Source organism: Streptomyces sp. 1114.5, from assembly GCF_003635085.1.
Lineage (GTDB): Bacteria > Actinomycetota > Actinomycetes > Streptomycetales > Streptomycetaceae > Kitasatospora.
This window is the reverse complement of record NZ_RBXE01000001.1, coordinates 2,275,611-2,296,307: the sequence shown is the minus strand read 5'-3', so window position 1 is coordinate 2,296,307 and position 20,697 is coordinate 2,275,611. Positions and strand designations below refer to the sequence as shown.

At 73.2% G+C, this 20,697-nt stretch carries 17 protein-coding genes and 1 rRNA gene; 9 read left to right on the top strand and 9 right to left on the bottom strand.

Annotated elements, in window-relative coordinates:
• The first annotated feature begins 97 nt into the window (after positions 1–97).
• Entirely contained in the window at positions 98–586 is a 489-nt protein-coding gene (locus BX285_RS10130; protein ID WP_121174950.1) for an Rv3235 family protein, read from the top strand.
• An 89-nt stretch (positions 587–675) separates the two neighbouring features.
• Here BX285_RS10130 and secA read toward each other — a convergent pair whose 3' ends face one another.
• Positions 676–3,438 (bottom strand): preprotein translocase subunit SecA, encoded by a 2,763-nt coding sequence (secA, locus tag BX285_RS10125; protein WP_121174949.1) that lies wholly within the window; start codon positions 3,436–3,438, stop codon positions 676–678.
• A 242-nt stretch (positions 3,439–3,680) separates the two neighbouring features.
• Here secA and BX285_RS10120 point away from each other — a divergent pair, with 242 nt between their 5' ends.
• Together BX285_RS10120 and BX285_RS10115 are read left to right on the top strand one after the other, a co-directional pair.
• Positions 3,681–4,238: a GNAT family N-acetyltransferase gene (locus tag BX285_RS10120; RefSeq protein WP_121174948.1), complete on the top strand. Its 558-nt coding sequence runs from the start codon at positions 3,681–3,683 to the stop codon at positions 4,236–4,238.
• A 69-nt stretch (positions 4,239–4,307) separates the two neighbouring features.
• The gene (locus BX285_RS10115; protein ID WP_121174947.1) at positions 4,308–5,519 is read left to right on the top strand and encodes a winged helix-turn-helix domain-containing protein; all 1,212 of its coding nucleotides are present in this window, start codon (positions 4,308–4,310) and stop codon (positions 5,517–5,519) included.
• A 16-nt stretch (positions 5,520–5,535) separates the two neighbouring features.
• Here BX285_RS10115 and BX285_RS10110 read toward each other — a convergent pair whose 3' ends face one another.
• Positions 5,536–6,288 (bottom strand): response regulator transcription factor, encoded by a 753-nt coding sequence (locus BX285_RS10110; RefSeq protein WP_257032699.1) that lies wholly within the window; start codon positions 6,286–6,288, stop codon positions 5,536–5,538.
• Positions 6,289–6,490: 202 nt separating this feature from the next.
• Positions 6,491–7,186: a ribosome hibernation-promoting factor, HPF/YfiA family gene (gene hpf, locus BX285_RS10105; protein WP_097237676.1), complete on the bottom strand. Its 696-nt coding sequence runs from the start codon at positions 7,184–7,186 to the stop codon at positions 6,491–6,493.
• Positions 7,187–7,552: 366 nt separating this feature from the next.
• Between hpf and BX285_RS10100 the strand changes: the two genes are divergently transcribed.
• Positions 7,553–8,275: a ComF family protein gene (locus BX285_RS10100; protein ID WP_097237675.1), complete on the top strand. Its 723-nt coding sequence runs from the start codon at positions 7,553–7,555 to the stop codon at positions 8,273–8,275.
• 38 nt (positions 8,276–8,313) lie between these two features.
• Here the strand turns inward: BX285_RS10100 and BX285_RS10095 are convergent, their stop codons facing one another.
• Genes BX285_RS10095 through mtrA form a run of 3 tightly spaced genes read right to left on the bottom strand, consistent with a single transcriptional unit; the run spans position 8,314 to position 12,968 of the window.
• Positions 8,314–10,209: an LpqB family beta-propeller domain-containing protein gene (locus BX285_RS10095; RefSeq protein ID WP_143685788.1), complete on the bottom strand. Its 1,896-nt coding sequence runs from the start codon at positions 10,207–10,209 to the stop codon at positions 8,314–8,316.
• On the bottom strand, positions 10,184–12,289 hold the full coding sequence (mtrB, locus tag BX285_RS10090; RefSeq protein WP_218893104.1) for an MtrAB system histidine kinase MtrB: 2,106 nt from the start codon (positions 12,287–12,289) through the stop codon (positions 10,184–10,186). Before mtrB ends, BX285_RS10095 begins: the two co-directional genes overlap by 26 nt.
• A 1-nt stretch (position 12,290) precedes the next feature.
• Positions 12,291–12,968: an MtrAB system response regulator MtrA gene (gene mtrA, locus BX285_RS10085; protein ID WP_030061806.1), complete on the bottom strand. Its 678-nt coding sequence runs from the start codon at positions 12,966–12,968 to the stop codon at positions 12,291–12,293.
• A 288-nt stretch (positions 12,969–13,256) separates the two neighbouring features.
• Between mtrA and BX285_RS10080 the strand changes: the two genes are divergently transcribed.
• From BX285_RS10080 to BX285_RS10060, 5 genes are read left to right on the top strand one after another with little or no spacing between them, the layout of a single operon-like run.
• Positions 13,257–14,435 (top strand): glycerophosphoryl diester phosphodiesterase membrane domain-containing protein, encoded by a 1,179-nt coding sequence (locus BX285_RS10080; protein WP_121174946.1) that lies wholly within the window; start codon positions 13,257–13,259, stop codon positions 14,433–14,435.
• Positions 14,436–14,440: 5 nt separating this feature from the next.
• The gene (locus tag BX285_RS10075) at positions 14,441–15,190 is read left to right on the top strand and encodes a DUF4129 domain-containing protein (RefSeq protein ID WP_121174945.1); all 750 of its coding nucleotides are present in this window, start codon (positions 14,441–14,443) and stop codon (positions 15,188–15,190) included.
• Complete coding sequence (locus tag BX285_RS10070; RefSeq protein WP_097237671.1) at positions 15,187–16,410, top strand: DUF4350 domain-containing protein; 1,224 nt, start codon at positions 15,187–15,189, stop codon at positions 16,408–16,410. Before BX285_RS10075 ends, BX285_RS10070 begins: the two co-directional genes overlap by 4 nt.
• On the top strand, positions 16,407–17,420 hold the full coding sequence (locus BX285_RS10065; RefSeq protein ID WP_373560506.1) for a MoxR family ATPase: 1,014 nt from the start codon (positions 16,407–16,409) through the stop codon (positions 17,418–17,420). The genes BX285_RS10070 and BX285_RS10065 overlap by 4 nt, the downstream gene beginning before the upstream one ends.
• A 60-nt stretch (positions 17,421–17,480) precedes the next feature.
• Positions 17,481–18,791 (top strand): DUF58 domain-containing protein, encoded by a 1,311-nt coding sequence (locus BX285_RS10060; RefSeq protein ID WP_121174944.1) that lies wholly within the window; start codon positions 17,481–17,483, stop codon positions 18,789–18,791.
• 29 nt (positions 18,792–18,820) lie between these two features.
• On the opposite strand, the gene BX285_RS10055 is transcribed toward BX285_RS10060, so the two are convergent.
• From BX285_RS10055 to rrf, 3 genes are all read right to left on the bottom strand, one after another.
• Complete coding sequence (locus BX285_RS10055; protein ID WP_121174943.1) at positions 18,821–19,978, bottom strand: RNA polymerase sigma factor; 1,158 nt, start codon at positions 19,976–19,978, stop codon at positions 18,821–18,823.
• A gap of 8 nt (positions 19,979–19,986) precedes the next feature.
• Positions 19,987–20,394, bottom strand: a complete 408-nt coding sequence (locus tag BX285_RS10050; protein ID WP_097237668.1) for a YciI family protein — start codon at positions 20,392–20,394, stop codon at positions 19,987–19,989.
• Positions 20,395–20,577: 183 nt separating this feature from the next.
• A 5S ribosomal RNA gene (rrf, locus tag BX285_RS10045) occupies positions 20,578–20,694 on the bottom strand.
• Positions 20,695–20,697: the final 3 nt, after the last annotated feature.

Sequence of the window (20,697 nt, the reverse complement as noted above, 5' to 3'; positions counted from 1 at the left end):
CCCGGCCCCGACCGGGTCGAAAAGGCATTGCCGCCCCGCCCGGGCCACCCCCAGCCTGGACCCGTCCGTACCCGCACCACCCCGCCGAGGAGCCACCGTGACCGCCCACCTCACCGCCCGCCCGCACCGCCACCAGCACCGCCACCAACACCCTCGCCCGCACACCGCAGGCGCAGGAACCGGCACGGGCACGGGCACCTGCGATCCGGCCGGGCGCCGCCCGCGCCACCCGCGCGCCGCCTGCACCGGCACCCCCGGCCACGACCCCCGGGCGCTGGCCTCCCGCTTCGCCCACCAGCTGGTCGAGGTGCTCACCGGCGCCCGCCCCTCCGGCCAGCTGATGCGGCACACCAGCCTGGACGGCTACGGGCAGCTCGCCTCGCTGGTCCGCATCGGGGCCCTGCGCCGCGGCGGCGCCGCCGACCGGCCGCGGCTCGGCCCGGTGCACGACCGCTCGCCCTCGCCCGACGCGGTCGAGGCCTGCGTGCGGGTCGACCTCGGCCGGCGGCACCACATGGTGGCCTTCCGGCTGGAGCAGCGCGGCCCGGCGGGGCAGTGGCAGTGCACCGCCGTGGAGGCCCGGTGAACGCGCTGCGCCGCCCGGGGGCGCAGGGAACGGCGCAGGGCGCCGCCCCGGTACGGGTACGGCGCCCTGCGCGGCGTCCTGCGGCCGGCTCAGCCCTTGCGGCGGCGGCCCTTGGCGGACTTGGCGGCCTTGCGGCGCTCGGCGCGGGTCATCCCGTCGCCCTCGTCCTCCGGCGCGAGGTCCTCGAAGTCGCCCTCGATGACACCGCCGCCGATCTCGTCCGAGGGAGCCGTGTAGTGCAGCCGCTGCGGCTTCGGGGCCTCCAGGCCCTTGGCCTTGATCTCCGGGCGGGCGGCGTCCTTCTCCAGCTTGTCGAGCGCCACCTGGGCGTCCTCGACCGGGACCTCCTCGACCTGCTGCTCGACCTGGACCTCCAGGTTGAACAGGTAGCCGACGGACTCCTCCTTGATGCCCTCCATCATCGCGGTGAACATGTCGAAGCCCTCGCGCTGGTACTCGACCAGCGGGTCGCGCTGCGCCATGGCCCGCAGGCCGATGCCCTCCTGGAGGTAGTCCATCTCGTACAGGTGCTCGCGCCAGCGGCGATCCAGCACCGACAGCACGACCCGGCGCTCCAGCTCGCGCATGATCTCCGAGCCGAGCTGGTCCTCACGGGCGCCGTACTGGGCCTGGATGTCCTCCTGGATGACCTTGGTCAGGAAGTCGGGGGTCAGACCGGACGGGCCGCCGACCTCCTCCTCCAGGTCCGCCAGGTCCAGGGAGAGCGGGTAGAGCTGCTTGAGCGCGGACCAGAGCTTGTCCAGGTCCCAGTCGTCCTCGTAGCCCTCGCCGGTGGCCGCCTTGACGTAGGCCTCGACGGTGTCGTCCATGAAGTGGCCGACCTGCTCCTGCAGGTCCTCGCCCTCCAGCACGCGGCGGCGCTCGCCGTAGATGACCTCGCGCTGGCGGTTGAGCACCTCGTCGTACTTGAGGACGTTCTTGCGGATCTCGAAGTTCTGCTGCTCGACCTGGGTCTGCGCGGAGGCGATCGCGCGGGTGACCATCTTGGACTCGATCGGCACGTCCTCGGGCACGTTGGCCATCGAGAGCACGCGCTCGACCATGCCGGCCTTGAACAGGCGCATCAGGTCATCGCCCAGCGACAGGTAGAAGCGGGACTCGCCCGGGTCGCCCTGACGGCCGGAGCGGCCGCGCAGCTGGTTGTCGATCCGGCGGGACTCGTGGCGCTCGGTGCCGAGGACGTAGAGGCCGCCGGCCTCCTTGACCTCGTCCTGCTCGGCCTTCACCGAGGCCTTGGCCTTCTCCAACGCGGCCGGGAAGGCGGCCTCGTACTCCTCCGGGGTGTCCGTCGGGGTCAGCCCGCGCTGCGCCAGCTCGGCGGCGGCCAGGTGGTCGGCGTTGCCGCCGAGCATGATGTCGGTGCCGCGGCCGGCCATGTTGGTGGCGACGGTGACGGCGCCCTTGCGGCCGGCCTGCGCGACGATCTGAGCCTCGCGCTCGTGGTGCTTGGCGTTCAGCACCTCGTGCGGGATGCCGCGCTTGCGCAGCTCCTGGGAGAGGTACTCGGACTTCTCGACCGACACGGTGCCGACCAGCACCGGCTGGCCCTTCTCGTGCTTCTCGGCGATGTCCTCGACGACGGCGGCGAACTTGGCCGGCTCCGACTTGTAGATCAGGTCGGGCTGGTCGATGCGCAGCGGGGTCTTGTTGGTCGGGATCGGGACGACGCCGAGCTTGTAGATCTGGTGGAACTCGGCGGCCTCGGTGGTGCCGGTACCGGTCATGCCCGCGAGCTTGTCGTACAGGCGGAAGAAGTTCTGCAGGGTGATGGTGGCCAGCGTCTGGTTCTCGTTCTGGACCTCCACCCCCTCCTTCGCCTCGATCGCCTGGTGCATGCCCTCGTTGTAGCGACGGCCGGCCAGGATGCGGCCGGTGTGCTCGTCGACGATCATGACCTCGCCGTTCATCACGACGTAGTCCTTGTCCGCCTTGTACAGCTCCTTCGCCTTGATGGCGTTGTTCAGGAAGCCGACCAGCGGGGTGTTCACCGACTCGTAGAGGTTGTCGATGCCGAGGTAGTCCTCGACCCGGGTGACGCCCTCCTCCAGGATGCCGACGGTGCGCTTCTTCTCGTCGACCTCGTAGTCGCGGTCGATCTTCAGGCGCTGCACCAGCTTGGCGAAGTCGGCGTACCACTTGGTCGCCTGGTCGGCCGGGCCGGAGATGATCAGCGGGGTGCGGGCCTCGTCGATGAGGATCGAGTCGACCTCGTCGACGACCGCGAAGTAGTGGCCGCGCTGGACGAGTTCGTCCTTGGACCAGGCCATGTTGTCGCGCAGGTAGTCGAAGCCGAACTCGTTGTTCGTGCCGTACGTGATGTCCATCGCGTACTGCTGCTTGCGCTCGGCGGGCGTCATGTTGGCGAGGATCACGCCGACTTCGAGGCCCAGGAAGCGGTGCACCCGGCCCATCCACTCCGAGTCGCGCTCGGCGAGGTAGTCGTTGACGGTGATCAGGTGGACGCCCTTGCCGGTCAGCGCGTTCAGGTAGGCGGGCAGGGTGCCGACGAGGGTCTTGCCCTCACCGGTGCGCATCTCCGCGACGTACCCGTGGTGCAGGGCCGCGCCGCCCATCAGCTGGACGTCGTAGTGCCGCTGGCCGAGCACGCGCTTGGCGGCCTCGCGGACGGTGGCGAACGCCTCGGGGAGGATGTCGTCCAGGGTCTCGCCGTCCGCGAGCCGCTGCTTGTACTCGTCGGTCAGTGCGCGCAGCTCGGCGTCGGTGAGGTTGACGAAGTCCTCTTCGATGGAGTTGACCTGGGCAGCAATCCGCTGCAGCTTGCGAAGGATCTTGCCTTCGCCTGCGCGCAGGATCTTGTCGAAGACGGACACTTGAGCGGGCTCCTTGCCTGTATTGGCACTGGACGACTGCACGGCGGGTCCACCCCACCGCACGGGCCATCGTATGCGAGGAGTCCAATGCCCCGGGAGGTGCGTCAGCACGGTATTCCCGTGTCACCCGCGCGAGCACATGACCAGATAGCACCGTCCACCGTGACAAAACGGTCGGCCGGTCCGGGAGTTGGCCGGATAATCGGATGCCCGGGTTCCTCATGGCACGGAATAATCCGTACATGGATGAACTCCCCACCGAACCGGTCACCCTCACCACCGAGCGCCTGGTCCTGCGGGCCCCGCAGGAGAACGACATCGACGCGGTGTACACCGCCTGCCAGGACGCCGAGATCCAACGCTGGACGGTGGTCCCCTCCCCGTACCGACGCGAGGACGCGGAGTTCTTCGTCCGCGAGCTCGCCGGCGAGGGCTGGCGCACCGGTGCGAACCGGATCTGGTGCGTGTTCGAGCGCGAGTCCGGTGCCCTGGTCGGCAGCCAGGCGCTCGTCCTGCGCGACCACGACCCGCGCTGCGCCGAGGTCGGCTGGTGGGCCACGAAGGAGTTCCGAGGCCGCGGCTACACCGTCGAGGCCGCCCGGGCCGTCGCCCACTACGGGCTGCGCGAGCTGGGCCTGCGCCGCCTGGAGTGGCAGGCCTACGTCGGCAACGAGGGCTCCCGCGCCGTCGCCGACAGGGTCGGCTACCGCTTCGAGGGCACGCTGCGCTCGTACGCCGAGCAGCGCGGCGTCTTCCACGACACCTGGCTGGCCTCGCTGCTGGCCTCCGACCTGGACTGACCGACCCCGTCACCCCGGCTACCCGGCCGACCCGGCCGCGTGTCAGTGCCCCGGGCTACGCTCGCCGGCATGACCGCCGAAGCCGCCCGCAGCGTCCCCGTCACCGTCCTGAGCGCCGACGACGCCCGCCGGATCGCTCTGCGGGCCCAGGGCCTGCTGGGCGCACCCGACCGCCGGGCCGGGGTGCGCGGGGTGCTGCGGCACCTGGGTGCCGTCCAGCTGGACACCATCTCGGTGCTCGCCCGCTCCCACGAGCTGGTGCCGTACGCCCGCCTGGGCGCGGTCGGCCGCCCGGCCGTCGAGGCGGCGTACTGGGGCGGGGGCACGAGCTTCGAGTACTGGTCGCACGCGGCCTGCATCCTGCCGGTCGAGGAGTGGCCGCTGTTCGCCTTCCGGCGCCGCCGCTACCGCGACCGCGGCCACCTCTGGGGCCACCAGGTCGCGCCCGAGACCTACCGGCTGGTGCTGGACAAGCTGCGCGCCGAGGGGCCGCTGACCTCCACCGAATTGGGCGGCGCCAAGAAGACGGCCGAGTGGTGGGACTGGTCGGACACCAAGGTCGCGGTGGAGCGCGCGCTGGCCTTCGGCGACGTGGTCTGCACCGAGCGCCGCAGCTGGAAGCGCGTCTACGCGCTGGCCGAACAGGCCATCCCGGACTCCCTGTTCGAGCAGGACCGCTCGAACGAGGAGTGCGTGCGCACCCTGGTCGCCCAGGCCGGCGCCGCGCTCGGCGTCGCCACCCGGGCCGACCTGCTGGACTACCACCGGCTGCGCGCCGAGGAGTTGGACCCGGTGCTCGCCGACTGCGGGCTCGTCCCGGTCGAGGTGGCGGGCTGGGGCCCCAACGGCGCCCCCGCCCCGGCCTGGGCCGATCCGGCCGCCCTCGCCACCGCCCCGCGCGGACGCCACCGCACCACGCTGCTCTCGCCGTTCGACTCGCTGATCTGGGACCGCCCGCGCACCGAGCGGATCTTCGGCATGACGCACCGGCTGGAGGCCTACACCCCCAAGCACAAGCGGGTGCACGGCTACTTCGCGATGCCGCTGCTGGCCGGCGGCCGGCTGGTCGGCCGGGTCGACCCGGCCCGCGAGGGCCGCACCCTGGTCGCCCGGCAGGTCTCGCTGACCGAGGACCGGGGCCACGGGGCCCGGCGCCTCGAAGCACTGGCCACCGCCCTGCGCGAGGCCGCCTCCTGGGTCGGCTGCGACACCGTGCGGGTCGGGGCGCTGCACGACGAACGGCTGCGCCCCGCCCTGGAGAAGCTGCTGGCGAACGGCTGAGCTCGACCGGCCCGGCTCACCCTATTTCGAGGATCTTCTCCCGCATCGCGTACACCACCGCCTCCATCCTGGAGTGCAGTTGCAGCTTCTCCAGGATGTTGCGCACGTGGTTCTTCACGGTGTTCTCGCTGATGAACAGCTCCTTGGCGATCTCCCGGTTGTTCATCCCGGTCGCCACCAGCTTGAGCACCTCCAACTCCCGGTCGGTGAGCCGGGGTGCGGGCACCAGGTCCCGGTCGTCGGAGCGGCGCTGGATCATCGACTTGAACTCGGTGAGCAGCTTGGAGGCCATCGAGGGGCTGATCTGCGACTGCCCGTCGGCGACCGCGCGGATCGCGGTGGCGACCTCGTCGGTGGAGATCTCCTTGAGCAGGTAGCCGGTGGCCCCCGCCTTGATCGCCTCGTAGAGGTCGGCCTCCTCGTCGCTTATCGTCAGCATGATGATCTTGGTGCTGGGCGCCACGTCCTTGATCGCCGTACAGGCCTCGATCCCGCTGCGCCGCGGCATCCGGACGTCCATGAGGATGATGTCGGGTAGCAGGTCGGCGGCCTTCAGCACGGCCTCGGCGCCGTCCCCCGCCTCGCCGACGACCTTGATGTCCGGCTCCTCCGCGAGGACGATCTCCAGCCCCCGGCGGAACAGTGCGTGGTCGTCCACCACCAGCACACGGATCGGCTCACCCCGGCGCGGCGCATACGCGGGCTCCTCCTCCGGCCCCGACGGCAGCCCGGGCCCAGCCGCGGGCCCCAGCCCGAAGTGATCCCCCATCCGCTCCTCCCCCTTCGCGGGTAGTCGTGCGCCAATCATTCCACGCTCCGCAGTGGCCGCGGTCACCCTCCGGCGCCGATTCCCCCGCATCGGGTGACCCCTCCCCCGGGGACGGCCCCCGCTCGAACCGTCCTGCCCCGGAACGCCGGTGACCCCGGCGGCCGTAGCCGCCGGGGTCACCTCTCCATCGCTCCTAGGACGGTCAGTCCTCGTCGTCGGCTGCGCCGATCGCCCCACCCGCACCGCTGCCGGGCCCGGCCGACTGGTCGGTCTGCAGGTGGATGACACCGTAGTTGTAGCCGTGTCGGCGGTAGACCACGCTCGGCAGGCCGCTGTCCTTCTCCACGAAGAGGTAGAAGTCGTGGCCGACCAGCTCCATCTCGTAGAGCGCCTGGTCGAGCGCCATGGGGGCGGCCGGGTGCGTCTTCTCCCGGACCACCAGCGGGCCTTCGCCCTCCACTTCCAGGGATCCCATCATGGTCTTGCGGACGGCGCCGTTCGTCCCGCCCTCCTGGGCCGTCGTGGCCGGCAGCGCGGCCAGGGCCGCGGTCGCCTCGGCGACGCTGATGGGGGTGCGGCCGTTCGCGCCGCCCTTGTGCACCCGGCGCCGGTCTGCGGACTTGCGCAGCTGCGCGTCGAGCTTCGCCGCAGCCAGGTCGAGCGCCGCGTACGGGTCGCCGGCGGCGGCTTCGGCCCGGATCACCGGCCCACGGCTACGGAGAGTGATCTCCACCCGCTCGGACCGGTCGGCCTGCCGCGGGTTGTGCTCCTTGGACACCTCGACGTCGAGGCTGATCACCTTGCCGTCGAACTTCTGGACCTTCTCCAGCTTCTCGGCCACGTGCTCGCGGAACCTCTTGGGCACCTCGGTCTTGCGGCCCTTGACGACGATGTCCACGCAGAACTCCGATCCCTCGTGCTGACGCCGATCCGGGTGTACCGGATCGGGCTGAGACCCAGCTGGACCAGCCCATCCACTGCCGGCCCCCCGTCCCCGCCGCCGGCGGGAAACGACTGGCCCTCACCTCACTTCCTCCCCACCAGGGACGGTTGAAACCCCCTGGAGCCTTATCGAACACCTCACACGGGCTTTTCGCCTCCCCGGGCGAGAAGGCGGGTATGACCCGATACTGCGAGCGGGCGGTCAAGCTGGTGCACCCTGTCTACCCTCCCGCGAGTGAAGTATGGGTAAATACCTGGACAACGACCCCCATACGGCGCATCCTTTGCTCACTCCCCGTGCCTGCCGCCGCCAGGAGCAGCCGTGCCGCTGAGCCCCTCCCCCACCCGTCCGCCGTCCGCCCACGGACCGTTCGGCCACGCACTGGCCGGGCTGCTGGACGTCCTGCTCCCCGCGAACTGCGCGGGCTGCGGCGCCGAACGCACCCAGCTCTGCCCGGCCTGCCGGCACGTCCTGGCCGCCGCGCGGCCCGGCCCCACCCTGCTGCCCTGGGCGCACGCCGCCGCCCCGTACACCGACCCGGTGCGGCAGTTGCTGCTCGCCCACAAGGAGCGCGGCGCGCTGCGGCTGGCGGGGCCGCTCGGCGAGGTGCTGGGCCGGGCGGTGCGCTCCGCCCTGGGGGCCCGGGCCGGGGCCGCGCCGCTGCTCCTGGTGCCGATGCCCTCGGCCCGCTCGGCGGTGCGCGCCCGCGGGCACGACCCGACGCTGCGGCTGGCCGGGGCTGCCGCCCGCTCGCTGCGCCGGGCCGGTCTGGACGTCCGGGCCGCGTCGCTGCTGCGGCACGCCCGCCCGGTCGCCGACCAGACCGGGCTGAACGCGGCGGAGCGGCGCCGCAACCTGCACGGCGCGCTCACCGTACTGCCGCGCGCGGGAGCCGGTCTGGCTGGCCGTCAACCCGTTCTGGTGGACGACCTGGTGACGACCGGGGCCAGCCTGTCCGAGGCCGCCCGGGCGCTGGCCGACGCCGGCCTGCCGGCCCGGGCCGGTGCCTCGGTCGCGGCCACCACGGTGCAGCCCGCCGACTGACCGCCCGCCACCGGGGCCCCGCGCCCCGAAACGGTCCGTCAGCCCGCGTAGAAGAACAGCCGCGGCTTGTCGATCAACGGAGCTTCCCGCCACTGGTTGTTGACCAGGCGGTAGGCCTTGAACTCGCTGGGCTTGCCGTCCGGCTGCTTGACCTCCGCCATCGCGAGCACCGGCGGCGCCTGGGTCAGGCTGTCCCCCCGGGACTCGGAAGCCGCGACGGTGGTCATGCTCTCGGCGCTCTGCAGCTGGGTGTCCGTGCTCTGCGAGCCGTCGGTGCTGATGAAGTAGAGCTGCTGGGTCCGGTCGGCCTCCTTGCCGAGCACCAGCAGTTGGTCGGTCTCCCCCCAGGACACCGAGGCGACGTCGGTGAGCGTGGGGGCCGCCCGGCGCAGCCCGGTGATCTTGACGGTCGGGGCCTGCGGGGTGCCGCCGTGGACCACCAGGCCGAACATCAGCGAGCGGATGGCCAGGCCCGGGGTCTTGACCACCAGGGCGACCCGGACGCCGTCCGAGGAGATCTTCAGCGCCTGCACGGTCTGTCCGGTCAGCCCCTCGACCGGCACGGTGTACGTCTTGTTGCCGCGCACCATGACCACCCGCTGGCCCTGCTGGTTGCGGTCGACCACCCAGAGGTCGCCGTGGCCGTCCCAGCTGGGCGAGGCGAAGCCGTCCTCCTTGTCGCCGGGCTTCGCCGGGGAGGTGAGCACCGGGTCGCCCAGGGTCACCGCGCCGCCCGACAGCGGCACCGAGTAGACCTGGTGGCCGTCGTCGCTGATCGCGGCGGCCTGGGAGCCGTCCCGGCTGACCGCGATGGTGCCCAGTGGCGGCTTGCTGTTGGACTGGGGCTTGCCGAGGATGCCGCGGACCGGGTCGCCGGGGCGCCCCTCGTCGGTCGCCACCAGGGAGCCGTCGGCGCGCTGGTAGTACTGCGTCGCGGGCGTGGGCCCGGCCAGGGCGCCGGGGCCGGTGGCCGGCACGTCGGTGCGGCTGGCGGTGCAGGCCCCGCGCAGTCCCTTCAGCTCCAGCCGCTCGACCTGGCCCTTGCCCTGGTCGGCGAGGGTGTAGAAGAGCTGGCTCGCCATCCGGCGGCAGGCCATCGGCTCGCTGACGTCCGCCCCGCCGAGCTGGACGTGGGCGACCCGGCTGTCGTCGATGGTCACCTTGTCGACCTTGGCGCCGCTCGGGAAGGCCGTCCGGACCACCGGCGAGAGCCAGGTCGACGGCCCGTCGACGAGCGCGCGGGCGGCTGAGGTCAGCGGGTCTATCCGGCGTCGCAGGTAGATCGGGTCGGCGACCAGCACCTCCTGGCCGGCGCTGCCGGAGACCACCCCGGACGGGTCGGGCGCGGTGTAGAAGAATCGTTCCACCTGCCGGAAGCTGTTCCGGAAGTTGGTCTCGTTCATGATCACGCCGGACGGCAGCTTGTCGATCCGCCACTCGCCGCCCTTCTCCCGGACGAAGGTGAACTCGGACGAGACGTTGTTGGCCTGCCCGGCCACCAGTTGGTACGAGTGCTTCTCGTCGACGTTGGCGACCAGCTGCCCGCGCACCGTCGTCGAGACCACGGTGTCCGCGTCGGTGATCTCCGGGCCGGGCAGGATGGTCGTGGACGAGAGCACCTGGATCCCGGCCTCCGGCTTCCAGCCCGCGGCGGCCGTCTCGGTCAGGTACTTGCGCGCGGTCTCGTACCCCTCGTCAGCCGTCACCGCGTCCAGGAACCCGGTCAGCAGCTCGCGCGGCTTGGCGCCCTTGCCGGGCGCCACCGGGTAGATCCTGGCCTGCAGGTTCTTGTCCGCCGAGCCCTGCGACAGCTCCACCTTGGTGATGCCGCCGGAGTCGGGCATGGCCGCGCAGCCGCTCGCCACCAGCGCGCCCAGCAGCGTGCCGGCCACCGCGAGCAGCCGCGGTTCAGTCCTGTTGCTGGTCCTTCGCACGCTGCGACCCCTCCAGGTCCGTCCCACCCGTCACGTCCGGCTCCGCCGTCCGCTGCGCCACCGACGGCCGTCCGGGCGTCGGGTCCACCATGACCTGGGCACCGGTCACCGCGTAACCGGCCCCCGCCGTCCGCACGTCCGAGGGGTCCGAACGCGGCCCCACGGGCATCCGGTTGCGACCGAGGCCGGGGCCGATGTTCAGCACCCCGCCGAGCCCGCTGCCGAGGCCGCTGCCCGCCGCCTCCGGCGTCTCCGCCTGGTCCTCGGCGGCGGTCAGCGCCGTCGAGCCGGTCGGGCTGATCGCCCGCCGGTACGGCGTGCCGTACGTGCCCAGGCCGCGGTTGTTGCGGGAGTCCTCCGGTTCCAGCCGGAACGGCGCCCGGGAGATCTCGCCGCCGCGGGTGCGCGGCAGGGTGAGCCGGAAGTGCGAGCCGCCGCCGGGCTCGCCCCAGGCCTGGAGCCAGCCGCCGTGCAGGTGGGCGTCCTCGACCGCGATGGACAGGCCCAGGCCGGTGCCGCCGGTGGTCCGCACCCGGGACGGGTCGGCCCGCCAGAAGCGGTGGAACACCCGGGACGCCTCGCCCGGCTTGAGGCCGATGCCGTAGTCGCGCACGCCGACCGCGACCGCGCCGTCCGCCGAGCCCAGCCGGACCACCACGTCGCGGCCCTCGCCGTGCTCCAGCGCGTTGACCACCAGGTTGCGCAGGATGCGCTCGATCCGGCGGGAGTCCACCTCGGCCAGCACCGGCTCGCCGTCACCGCGGATCACGATCGCGCTGCCCTTGGCCTCGGCCAGCGGCTCGGCGGCCTCCACCACCCGGCCGACGATCTCCCGCAGGTCGACCGGCTCGGCGTCCAGGATCGCGGCGCCGGCGTCGAAGCGGCTGATCTCCAGCAGGTCGGCGAGCAGCGACTCGAAGCGGTCCAGCTGGCCCTGCAGCAGCTCCGCCGAGCGGGCCGCCATCGGGTCCAGGTCCTCGCGGCTGTCGTAGATCAGGTCGGCGGCCATCCGGACCGTGGTCAGCGGGGTGCGCAGCTCGTGCGAGACGTCCGAGACGAAGCGCCGCTGCACCCGGGACAGCTCCTCCAGCTGGCGGATCTGCGCCTGCAGGGCGTTGGCCATCCGGTTGAACGACTCCCCGAGGCGGGCGATGTCGTCCGTCCCGGTCACCTTCATCCGCTCTTCCAGGTGCCCGTCGGCGAGCCGCTCGGAGATCCCGGCGGCCATCCGGACCGGGGTGACCACCTGGCGCACCACGACCCAGGCGATGCCGCCCATCAGGATCACCACGAACACGCCGGCGGTCGCCAGGGTGCCGGTGATCAGGTTGAGGGTGTCGGTCTCCTGGCCGAAGGAGAACACGTAGAACATCTGGTAGCTGTTCCCGGCCGGGCCGATGAACTGCATGCCGAGGGCCAGCCCGGGCTCGGACTTCCCGCCGCTCTCGGGCGAACGGTGGATCCGGGTGGGCTGGTCGAACATCTGGCCGGGCTCGGCGATGAGCTTGGCCCGCAGGGTGTCCGGGATGCTGCTGGGCTGGATGTCGCCGGAGTAGCGCGGCGCGAAGCCGGCGGTGTCCGGGACGACGGCGCCGGTGCCGGGGGCCATCGCGATCACCGAGTAGACGGTCTGCCCGCTCCCGGCCAGGTCGTTGACCTGCCGCAGCAGCCAGGTGCCGGGCTCGTCGACGGTCGGGTCGGCCGTGCCGCGCAGCTTCTGGTCCCGGGCCTCGTCGATCTTCTTCTGCTCGACCTGGAAACCGATCCTGGCCTGGGCGCGGGCGCCGTCCATCTTGGTGCCGAGCAGGCCGGTGCGCACCTGCGCCACCACGACCACGCCCAGCACCAGGACCACCACGACGGACGCCAGCAGCGACACCGCGACCACGCGCAGCTGGATCGACCGGCGGTACAGCGTGGCCACCCGGTGCGTGGGGCGGCGCAGCTGACGCTTCACCAGCGCGACCAGGCCGGAGGACACGCGCCGACGGCGGGTGGTCGAACTCAGCACGTCCCCGCGCACGGCCCCGGCCCCGTCGGTCGAGGAACCCGACGGGGTGTCGTCAGCCCGCTCCGTCACGTCAGCTGGGTCCGGCCTTGTAGCCGACGCCGCGGACGGTCACCACGATCTCGGGGCGCTCCGGGTCCTTCTCGATCTTGGAGCGGAGACGCTGCACGTGGACGTTGACCAGACGGGTGTCCGCCGCGTGCCGGTAGCCCCAGACCTGCTCCAGCAGCACCTCGCGGGTGAACACCTGCCAGGGCTTGCGGGCCAGCGCGACCAGCAGGTCGAACTCCAGCGGGGTCAGCGGGATGCCCCGGCCGTCCCGCTTCACCGAGTGGCCGGCCACGTCGATCACCAGGTCGCCGATGGTCAGCTGCTCGGGCGTCGGCTCCTCGGCGCGGCGCAGCCGGGCGCGCACCCGGGCCACCAGCTCCTTGGGCTTGAACGGCTTGGTGACGTAGTCGTCCGCACCCGACTCCAGGCCCACCACGACGTCGACCGTGTCGGTCTTCGCGGTCAGCATGACGATCGGGATGCCGGACTCCGCCCGGATCTGCCGACACACGTCGATGCCGTCCCGCCCGGGCAGCATCAGGTCGAGCAGGACCAGGTCCGGCTTGGTCTCCCGGAAGGCGGCTAGTGCCTTGTCCCCATCCGCGACGAAAAACGGCTCAAAACCCTCACCACGCAGCACGATGCCGAGCATCTCGGCCAGTGCGGAGTCGTCATCAACGACGAGGACGCGTCCCTTCATGCGTCCATCCTCTCATTACCGGATTGTGACCTGCCGCACAGCAGTGCCAATGCTCCAGAACGGCCAACTCCCTCCACCGCTCAATTCCGGCCATACCGGGCGAATGAACCCCGCCGAAGCGCCGCCGAACCGTCCGGAAGCCGCCGCCCGACCCTCCGTGACCCCGCGTTGTCGATCAACGACCGGATCGCCATGGGGCCTCCTCCTGCCCCATGGCACGATGGGCGCTGCGCGCGGGCGGAAGATCCGCCCGGAGCCGCGCCCATGCCGCCCCTCCGAGGAGCAGTGATGACCGACACTCCGGGCTGGGCCTCGCCCGGCTCGTCCGAGCAGCCCCGCGACGGCGTCCGGCCCCCGGCCGACGCGCCCGCCGCCGTGCCCGGGCCGTCGGCACCACCGCAGACCACTCCCGGCTGGGACGGCCAGTACGGACAGTCCCAGCACGGCAAGCCCCAGTGGGGGCAGCAGCCCCCCGGCGGCCACCGCCCGTACGGCTGGGGCGCCCCGCAGAGCCCCAGGCCCGGCGTCATCCCGCTGCGCCCGCTCGGCATCGGCGAGCTGCTCGACGGTGCCGTCACCACCGTCCGCCGGCACTGGCGGACGGTGCTGGCGCTCTCCCTCGGCATCGCCGTGGTCGCCCAGGCCGGGACCGTCCTGGTGGACCTCCTGGTCAGGGGCAGGACCGGCGCCGCCACCCAGACCCTGCGGCTGCTGGCCGCCATGCCGCTGCAACTGCTGCTCGACGTGCTCGCCGCCGCCCTGCTCACCATCGTGGTCAGCCGCGCCGTGCTCGGCCGGTCCGCGAGCGCCGGCGAGGCCTGGCGCGACGCCCGGCCCCGACTGCTGCAGCTGCTCGGGCTCACCGTGCTCACCGTCCTGATGGGCCCCGGGGTGGCCCTGCTCGGCTTCGCCCCGCTCGTCGGCTACCGCTTCGGCGGCGCCAACGAGCCCGCGACCGCGGGGCTGCTGTTCCTCGTCGGCCTGCTGACCCTGCCGGTCGCCGCCTGGCTGTGGATCCGCTACAGCCTGGCCGCCCCCGCCCTGATGCTGGAGAAGCAAGGCGTGACGACGGCCCTGTCGCGCTCCCGGCGCCTGGTGCGCGGTTCCTGGTGGCGGGTCTTCGGCATCGTGCTGCTGGGCAAGCTGCTGTCGGTGGTCGTCGCCGTGGTCATCGCGGTCCCGTTCCGCTTCGTCGGCCTGCTGCTGGGCTTCGACAGCCTGAACCGCCAGGGCTTCGCCGACACGACCCAGCAGACCGCCGCAATGGTGGTCGTCATGGCGATCGCCGGGATCATCGCCGGCACCCTGACCACCCCCTTCATGGCCGCCGTCGGCGTGCTGGTCTACGTCGACCAGCGGATCCGCCGCGAGGCCCTGGACATCGAGCTGGCCCGCGCCGCCGGCCTGCCCGAGTACGGTGACGCCGGCTGGGGCGAACAGAGCGACCAGACCCCGGCGAGGCGCTGAACCGGATGCCTACCTGGGGGGACAGGCTCCTCGCCGCGGGCGGCGCCCCGGTCACCGTCCCGCGTGATCCGGCGCGCGACGCCGCCCGCGACGAGCTGCTCAACGCCGAGTACCACAAGCACGACCCGTCGATCGTGCAGCGGGTCACGGACTGGTTCTACGACCGCATCTCCGACGCCCTCGGCAGCATCTCCGGCGAGGGCACCGACGGCACCACCGGCCTGGTGCTCTTCCTGGTCGTCGCGGTGCTGATCGGCGCCGCCCTCTGGTGGCGCCTCGGCGCACCCGCACGCGCGGCCCGCACCACCCTGGACGTGTACGGGACCGACGGCGTGCGCAGCGCCGCGCAGTACCGGGCCGACGCCACCGGGCACGCCGCCGCCGGGCGCTGGGCCGAGGCCGTCCGCGAGCAGATGCGCGCCCTGATCCGGGGCCTGGAGGAGCGCACCCTGCTCGACTCCCGCCCCGGCCGCACCGCCGACGAGGCCGCCGCCGAGGCCGGCCGGGCGCTGCCCGGGCACGCCGCCGCGCTGTCCGCGGCCGCCCGTACCTTCGACGACATCGCGTTCGGCGAGCGCACCGCGGACGAGGCCTCGTACCGGCTGCTGCACGAGCTCGACCGGACGCTGGAGCGGACCCGCCCGGTCCTCGCCGCGGCCCCGACTTCGGCTCCGGCTCCGGCTCCCGGGGCCGGTCCCGCCTCCGGTTCGGCGTCCGGCCCTGCCTCCGGTCCGGCTTCGGGAGGAGCGGCATGACCAGCACCGTCCCCGTACCACCGCCCGTGGCCGAGGCGCCCTCCTCCGCCGCCGGCCCGACCAGCCTCGCCCCCACCGGCCGCGGCTTGTGGCGCCGCGCCCGCTGGTACCTGGCCTTCCTCGCCGCCCTCCTGGTCGCCGCCACCGCCGTGGCCGCCCTCGGCCAGGACCACACCTACCCGCCGCTCGACCCCCGCTCCTACGACCGCGACGGGGCCCACGCCGTCGTCGCCCTGCTCGAAAAGCAGGGCGTCAAGGCCGAGTTCACCACCGACCCGGCCCGGAGCCCGGCCGCCCCCGACACCCTCGTGCTGCCCGAGCCCGACCTGCTCGGCCCCGCCCAGCTGCGCGCCGTCGTGGCCGCCCGGCACCGGCGGCTGATCCTGATCGCCCCCGGCCCGGACGCCCTCAGCGCGCTGGCCCCCGGCATCCGGCTGTCCGAGGACGACGGCGGCCTGCCGTACGCCACCGTCCGCAGCACTCCGGCGGACTGCGCCGTCGCCGAGGCCGTCCGGGCCGGCAGCGCCCACCTGGGCGGCACGCTCTACACCAGCGGCAGCCGCGGCGACGGCTGCTACCCGCGCGGCCACGGCTACCCCCTGGTCCGCACCCCCGTCGGCGACGGCGACGTCATCGTGCTCGGCAGCGGCGCCTTCCTCCGGAACGAGCAGCTCGCCCAGGACGGCGACGCCGCGCTCGCGCTCGGCCTGCTCGGCTCGCAGCCCCGCCTCACCTGGCACCTGCCCGACTACTCCGCCCCGCTCGCCGAGGCCGTCCGTCCCAAGACCTTCACCGACTTCATCCCGAGCGGCTGGCACTGGGCCGGCTACCAACTCGCCGTCGCCGCCGTCCTCGCCGCCCTCTGGCGGGGCCGCCGGCTCGGCCCGGTGGTGGGCGAGGACCTGCCCGTGGTGGTCCGCGCCTCCGAGACCACCGAGGGCCGCGCCCGCCTCTACCGGCGCGCCAAGGCCCGCGGCCGGGCCGCCGAAGCCCTGCGCCGCGCCGCCGCCCACCGGCTCGCCCCCGCCCTCGGCGTCCCGCTCAGGGCCGGCGCGCCCGACCCCGAAGCCCTGTGCGCGGCCGCGGCCGCCCGCCTCCCCGAACAGCCCGCAGGGGACGTCCGGGCCCTGCTGTACGGCCCGCCCCCGACCGACGACGCCGCGCTGCTGCGGCTCGCCGACGACCTCGACGCCCTCGAAAGGCAGGTACGGAACCCGTGACCGACCAGGCAACCGCCCAGCTCCGCTCCGTCCCCGGCACGGCACCCGCTACCCCCGGCACCACCGACCCGCGGGCGGCGCTGACCGCCCTGCGCGCCGAGATCGGCAAGGCCGTGGTCGGCCAGGACGCCGCCGTCACCGGCCTGGTGGTCGCACTCCTCTGCGGCGGCCACGTCCTGCTGGAGGGCGTCCCCGGCGTCGCCAAGACCCTGCTGATCCGCACCCTCTCCACCGCGCTCAGCCTGGAGACCAAGCGCATCCAGTTCACTCCCGACCTGATGCCCGGTGACGTCACCGGCTCGCTCGTCTACGACGCCCGCACCGCCGAGTTCTCCTTCCAGCCCGGCCCGGTCTTCACCAACCTGCTGCTCGCGGACGAGATCAACCGCACCCCGCCGAAGACCCAGGCCGCCCTCCTGGAGGCCATGGAGGAGCACCAGGTCACGGTGGACGGCGAGCCGCGCGCCCTGCCCGTGCCGTTCCTGGTCGCCGCGACGCAGAACCCGGTCGAGTACGAGGGCACCTACCCGCTGCCCGAGGCCCAGCTGGACCGCTTCCTGCTCAAGCTGATCCTGCCGCTGCCCGACCGCGACCAGGAGTTCCAGGTCCTCTCCCGGCACGCCGCCGGCTTCGACCCCCGCGACCTCGCCGCGGCCGGCGTCCGCCCGGTCGCCGGGCCCGAGCACCTCGCCGCCGCCCGCGCGCAGATCGCCAAGCTGACCGTCTCCCCCGAGGTGCTCGCGTACATCGTCGACCTCTGCCGGGCCACCCGGCAGTCCCCGTCGCTGTCCATCGGCGTCTCCCCGCGCGGTGCCACCGCCCTGCTCGCCGCCTCGCGCGCCTGGGCCTGGCTGGCCGGCCGCGACTACGTCACCCCGGACGACGTCAAGGCGCTCGCCCTGCCCACCCTGCGGCACCGGGTCGCGCTGCGCGCCGAGGCCGAGATGGAGGGCGTCACCGCCGACTCCGTCATCCAGGCCGTCCTGGCCCAGACGCCCGCCCCCCGCTGACCCACCGTCCGTCGGCCCCTCATCCGTTCCGGTCGACGAGCCTCCGAAGGAGCGCACCGCATGGCCCTCACCGGGCGAACCGCCCTGCTCGCCGCAATCGGCGCGCTCGTCGTGGGCCTGCTGCTGCCGTCGGCGGCCGGGATCCTGCTGGTCACCGGCGCGGTCCTGCTCGCCGCTGCGGTCGACCTGGCGCTCGCCGCTCCCGTCCGAAGCCTGCGCTTCGGGCGGGGTGGTGACACCACCGTCCGGCTCGGCGAGCCCGCCACCGTCGAACTCACCGTCACCAACCCGTCCGGGCGGCCCCTCCGGGCGCTCATCCGTGACGCCTGGGCCCCGTCCGCCTGGCGCCCCGGCACCGCCGAGGCCGCCTCCCGGCACACCCTGGCCGTCCCCGGCGGCGAACGACGCCGGGCGGTCACCGTGCTCACCCCGACCCGCCGCGGCGACCACCGGTCCCACCGGGTGACGGTCCGTTCGCTCGGCCCGCTCGGCCTGGCCGCCCGCCAGGGCTCCCACCTGGTCCCGTGGACGGTCCGCGCGCTGCCCCCGTTCGCCAGCCGCAAGCACCTGCCCTCCCGGCTCGCCCGACTGCGCGAACTCGACGGCCGCACCTCGGTGTTGACCCGCGGGCAGGGCACCGAGTTCGACTCGCTGCGCGAGTACCTGCCCGGTGACGACGTCCGCTCCATCGACTGGCGCGCCAGCGCCCGCCGCAACACCGTGGCCATCCGTACCTGGCGCCCCGAACGCGACCGGCACATCCTCCTCGTCCTCGACACCGGCCGCACCTCGGCCGGCCGCGTCGGTGACGCCCCCCGCCTGGACGCCTCCCTCGACGCCGCCCTGCTGCTGACCGCCCTGGCCACCCGGGCCGGCGACCGCGTCGACCTGCTCGCCCACGACGCCCGCCAGCGCACCGCCGTGGCCGGCTGCTCGGCCCACGAGGTACTGCCCGCCTTCACCGACGCGATGGCCGACCTGGAGCCCGCGCTGCACGAGACCGACATGCGCTCGCTGGTCTCCACGGCCCTCAGGATGGCGCCGCACCGCTCGCTGATCGTCCTGCTCACCGGCCTCGACGCCGCACCCGTCGAGGACGGCCTGCGCCCGCTGCTGCCGCTGCTCACCAAGCGCCACGAGGTCGTCCTCGCCTCCGTCGCGGACCCGCGGCTGGACGCCCTCGCCGCCGGCCGCGGCACCCTGGACGCCGTCTACGGCGCCGCAGCCGCCGAGCAGACCCGCGCCGACCGCCGCGCCACCGCTGAGCGCCTCACCCGCCACGGCGTCACCGTTCTCGACGCCCCGCCCGCGCAGATCGCGCCGGCCCTGGCCGACACCTACCTCGCCCTGAAGGCAGCCGGCCGCCTCTGACCGGGCGCGCCCCTCGGCGCCGCCAACCGTCAGAACCGCCGACGGGCCTTCAACTCGGCGTTGAGCCGGGCCGCCTGACGCGTCAGATAGTCGCGCTCGGCGAGGTTGGGCGCCCGGTGCGCCGCCTCGGAATACAGCCGCGCCGCCGTCTCCGGGTCGCCGTCACGCTCGTGCAGGTACGCCGCCACCGCGGTACGACGGGGCAGCGCCTCGTCCACTTCGGCGAGCGCCGCCAGCCCGGCGCGCGGCCCGTCCGCCTCCCCGACGGCCACCGCGCGGTTCAGTCGGACGACCGGACTGCCGGTCAGGCGCACGAGTTCGTCGTACCACTCGGCGATCTGCACCCAGTCCGTCTCCTCGGCCGTCGGAGCGTCGGCGTGCAGCGCCGCGATCGCGGCCTGGGCCTGGAACTCGCCCAGCCGGTCCCGGGCGAGGGCAGCCTGCAGGATCTCGACGCCCTCGGCGATCAGCCCGGTGTCCCACGTCCTGCGATCCTGCTCGGCGAGCGGCACCAGGCTGCCGTCGACAGCGGTCCTGCCCGCCCGTCGGGCGTGGTGCAGCAGCATGAGCGCGAGTAGCCCCGCCACCTCGGGGTGGTCGATCACGGCCGCCAGCTGCCGGGTGAGCCGGATGGCCTCGGCGGCGAGGTCGACGTCCCCGGAGTACCCCTCGTTGAAGACCAGGTAGAGGACGCGCAGCACGGTCGCGATGTCGCCCGGCTGGTCGAACCGCACACCGGAGACGGTGCGCTTGGCCCGGCTGATCCGCTGGGCCATGGTCGCCTCGGGGACCAGGTACGCCTCGGCGATCTGGCGGGTGGTCAGCCCTCCCACCGCCCGCAGGGTGAGCGCGACCGCCGACGACGGGGTCAACGACGGGTGGGCACACAGGAAGTAGAGCTGGAGGGTGTCGTCCACCCCGACCGCGGGCCCCGTCACCGGTTCCTGGTCGACGACCTCCTCACGCCGACGGCGGGCGGTGTCCGCCCTGGCCGCGTCGAGGAACTTGCGCCACGCCACGGTGACCAGCCAGCCCTTCGCGTCCCGCGGAGGGTCGGCCGGCCAAACGCGAACCGCCTCCACCAGAGCGTCCTGTACGGCGTCCTCGGCCGCCGCGAAGTCTGCTCCGCGGCGGACGAGGATCCCGAGCACGCCCGGTGTGAGGCTCCGGAGAAGAGCCTCGTTCATCGGGGAGCTCACTCCGTGATGGTGGGCGGCGCGGCCAGGAACGGACGCACCTCCAGCCACTCGTGGATCGGCTTCCCGCCCGCCCCGGGAGCGGCCGACAACTCCCCGGCCAGCTCAAGGGCGCGCTCGCGACTGTCGACGTCGATCACCATCCAGCCGGCGATCAGGTCCTTGGTCTCGGCGAACGGACCGTCGGTGACCGGCGGACGTCCCTCGCCGTCGTAACGCACCCACATCCCCTCGGGGGCCAGCGCCTGGGCGTCGACGAACTCGCCGGTCTTCTCCAGTCGGGCCGCGAAGTCCTGCATGTAGCGGATGTGCGCGGAGATCTCCTCCGGCGTCCACTGGTCCATCGGCACGCAGTTGACCGCGTCCGGGGCGCCTCGGTAGTGCTTGAGCAGCAGGTACTTGGCCATCGTGCTTCTCCCTCGATGCTGGTGCGACCCATTGTGGCCGCGTTCCACCCCGGGGACGGAGCCGGCCACGGGTTCTCGACACCCATCGACCAAGATTTTTTGGAAGACTTCGACCTGGACATACGGCCCCGAAATGCGAAGAACCCCCATCCGGGATCCGGATGGGGGTTCTTCAGAAGAATTGTTCGGCGGCGTCCTACTCTCCCACAGGGTCCCCCCTGCAGTACCATCGGCGCTGTGAGGCTTAGCTTCCGGGTTCGGAATGTAACCGGGCGTTTCCCTCACGCTATGACCACCGAAACA

Excerpts from the sequence above, each read along its gene's own strand:
- BX285_RS10120 (WP_121174948.1), top strand. The coding sequence starts at position 3,681 with ATGGATGAACTCCCCACCGAACCGGTCACCCTCACCACCGAGCGCCTG.
- BX285_RS10115 (WP_121174947.1), top strand. The coding sequence starts at position 4,308 with ATGACCGCCGAAGCCGCCCGCAGCGTCCCCGTCACCGTCCTGAGCGCC.
- BX285_RS10110 (WP_257032699.1), bottom strand. The coding sequence starts at position 6,288 with ATGGGGGATCACTTCGGGCTGGGGCCCGCGGCTGGGCCCGGGCTGCCG.
- mtrA (WP_030061806.1), bottom strand. The coding sequence starts at position 12,968 with ATGAAGGGACGCGTCCTCGTCGTTGATGACGACTCCGCACTGGCCGAG.
- BX285_RS10080 (WP_121174946.1), top strand. The coding sequence starts at position 13,257 with ATGACCGACACTCCGGGCTGGGCCTCGCCCGGCTCGTCCGAGCAGCCC.
- BX285_RS10075 (WP_121174945.1), top strand. The coding sequence starts at position 14,441 with ATGCCTACCTGGGGGGACAGGCTCCTCGCCGCGGGCGGCGCCCCGGTC.
- BX285_RS10070 (WP_097237671.1), top strand. The coding sequence starts at position 15,187 with ATGACCAGCACCGTCCCCGTACCACCGCCCGTGGCCGAGGCGCCCTCC.
- BX285_RS10060 (WP_121174944.1), top strand. The coding sequence starts at position 17,481 with ATGGCCCTCACCGGGCGAACCGCCCTGCTCGCCGCAATCGGCGCGCTC.
- BX285_RS10055 (WP_121174943.1), bottom strand. The coding sequence starts at position 19,978 with ATGAACGAGGCTCTTCTCCGGAGCCTCACACCGGGCGTGCTCGGGATC.
- BX285_RS10050 (WP_097237668.1), bottom strand. The coding sequence starts at position 20,394 with ATGGCCAAGTACCTGCTGCTCAAGCACTACCGAGGCGCCCCGGACGCG.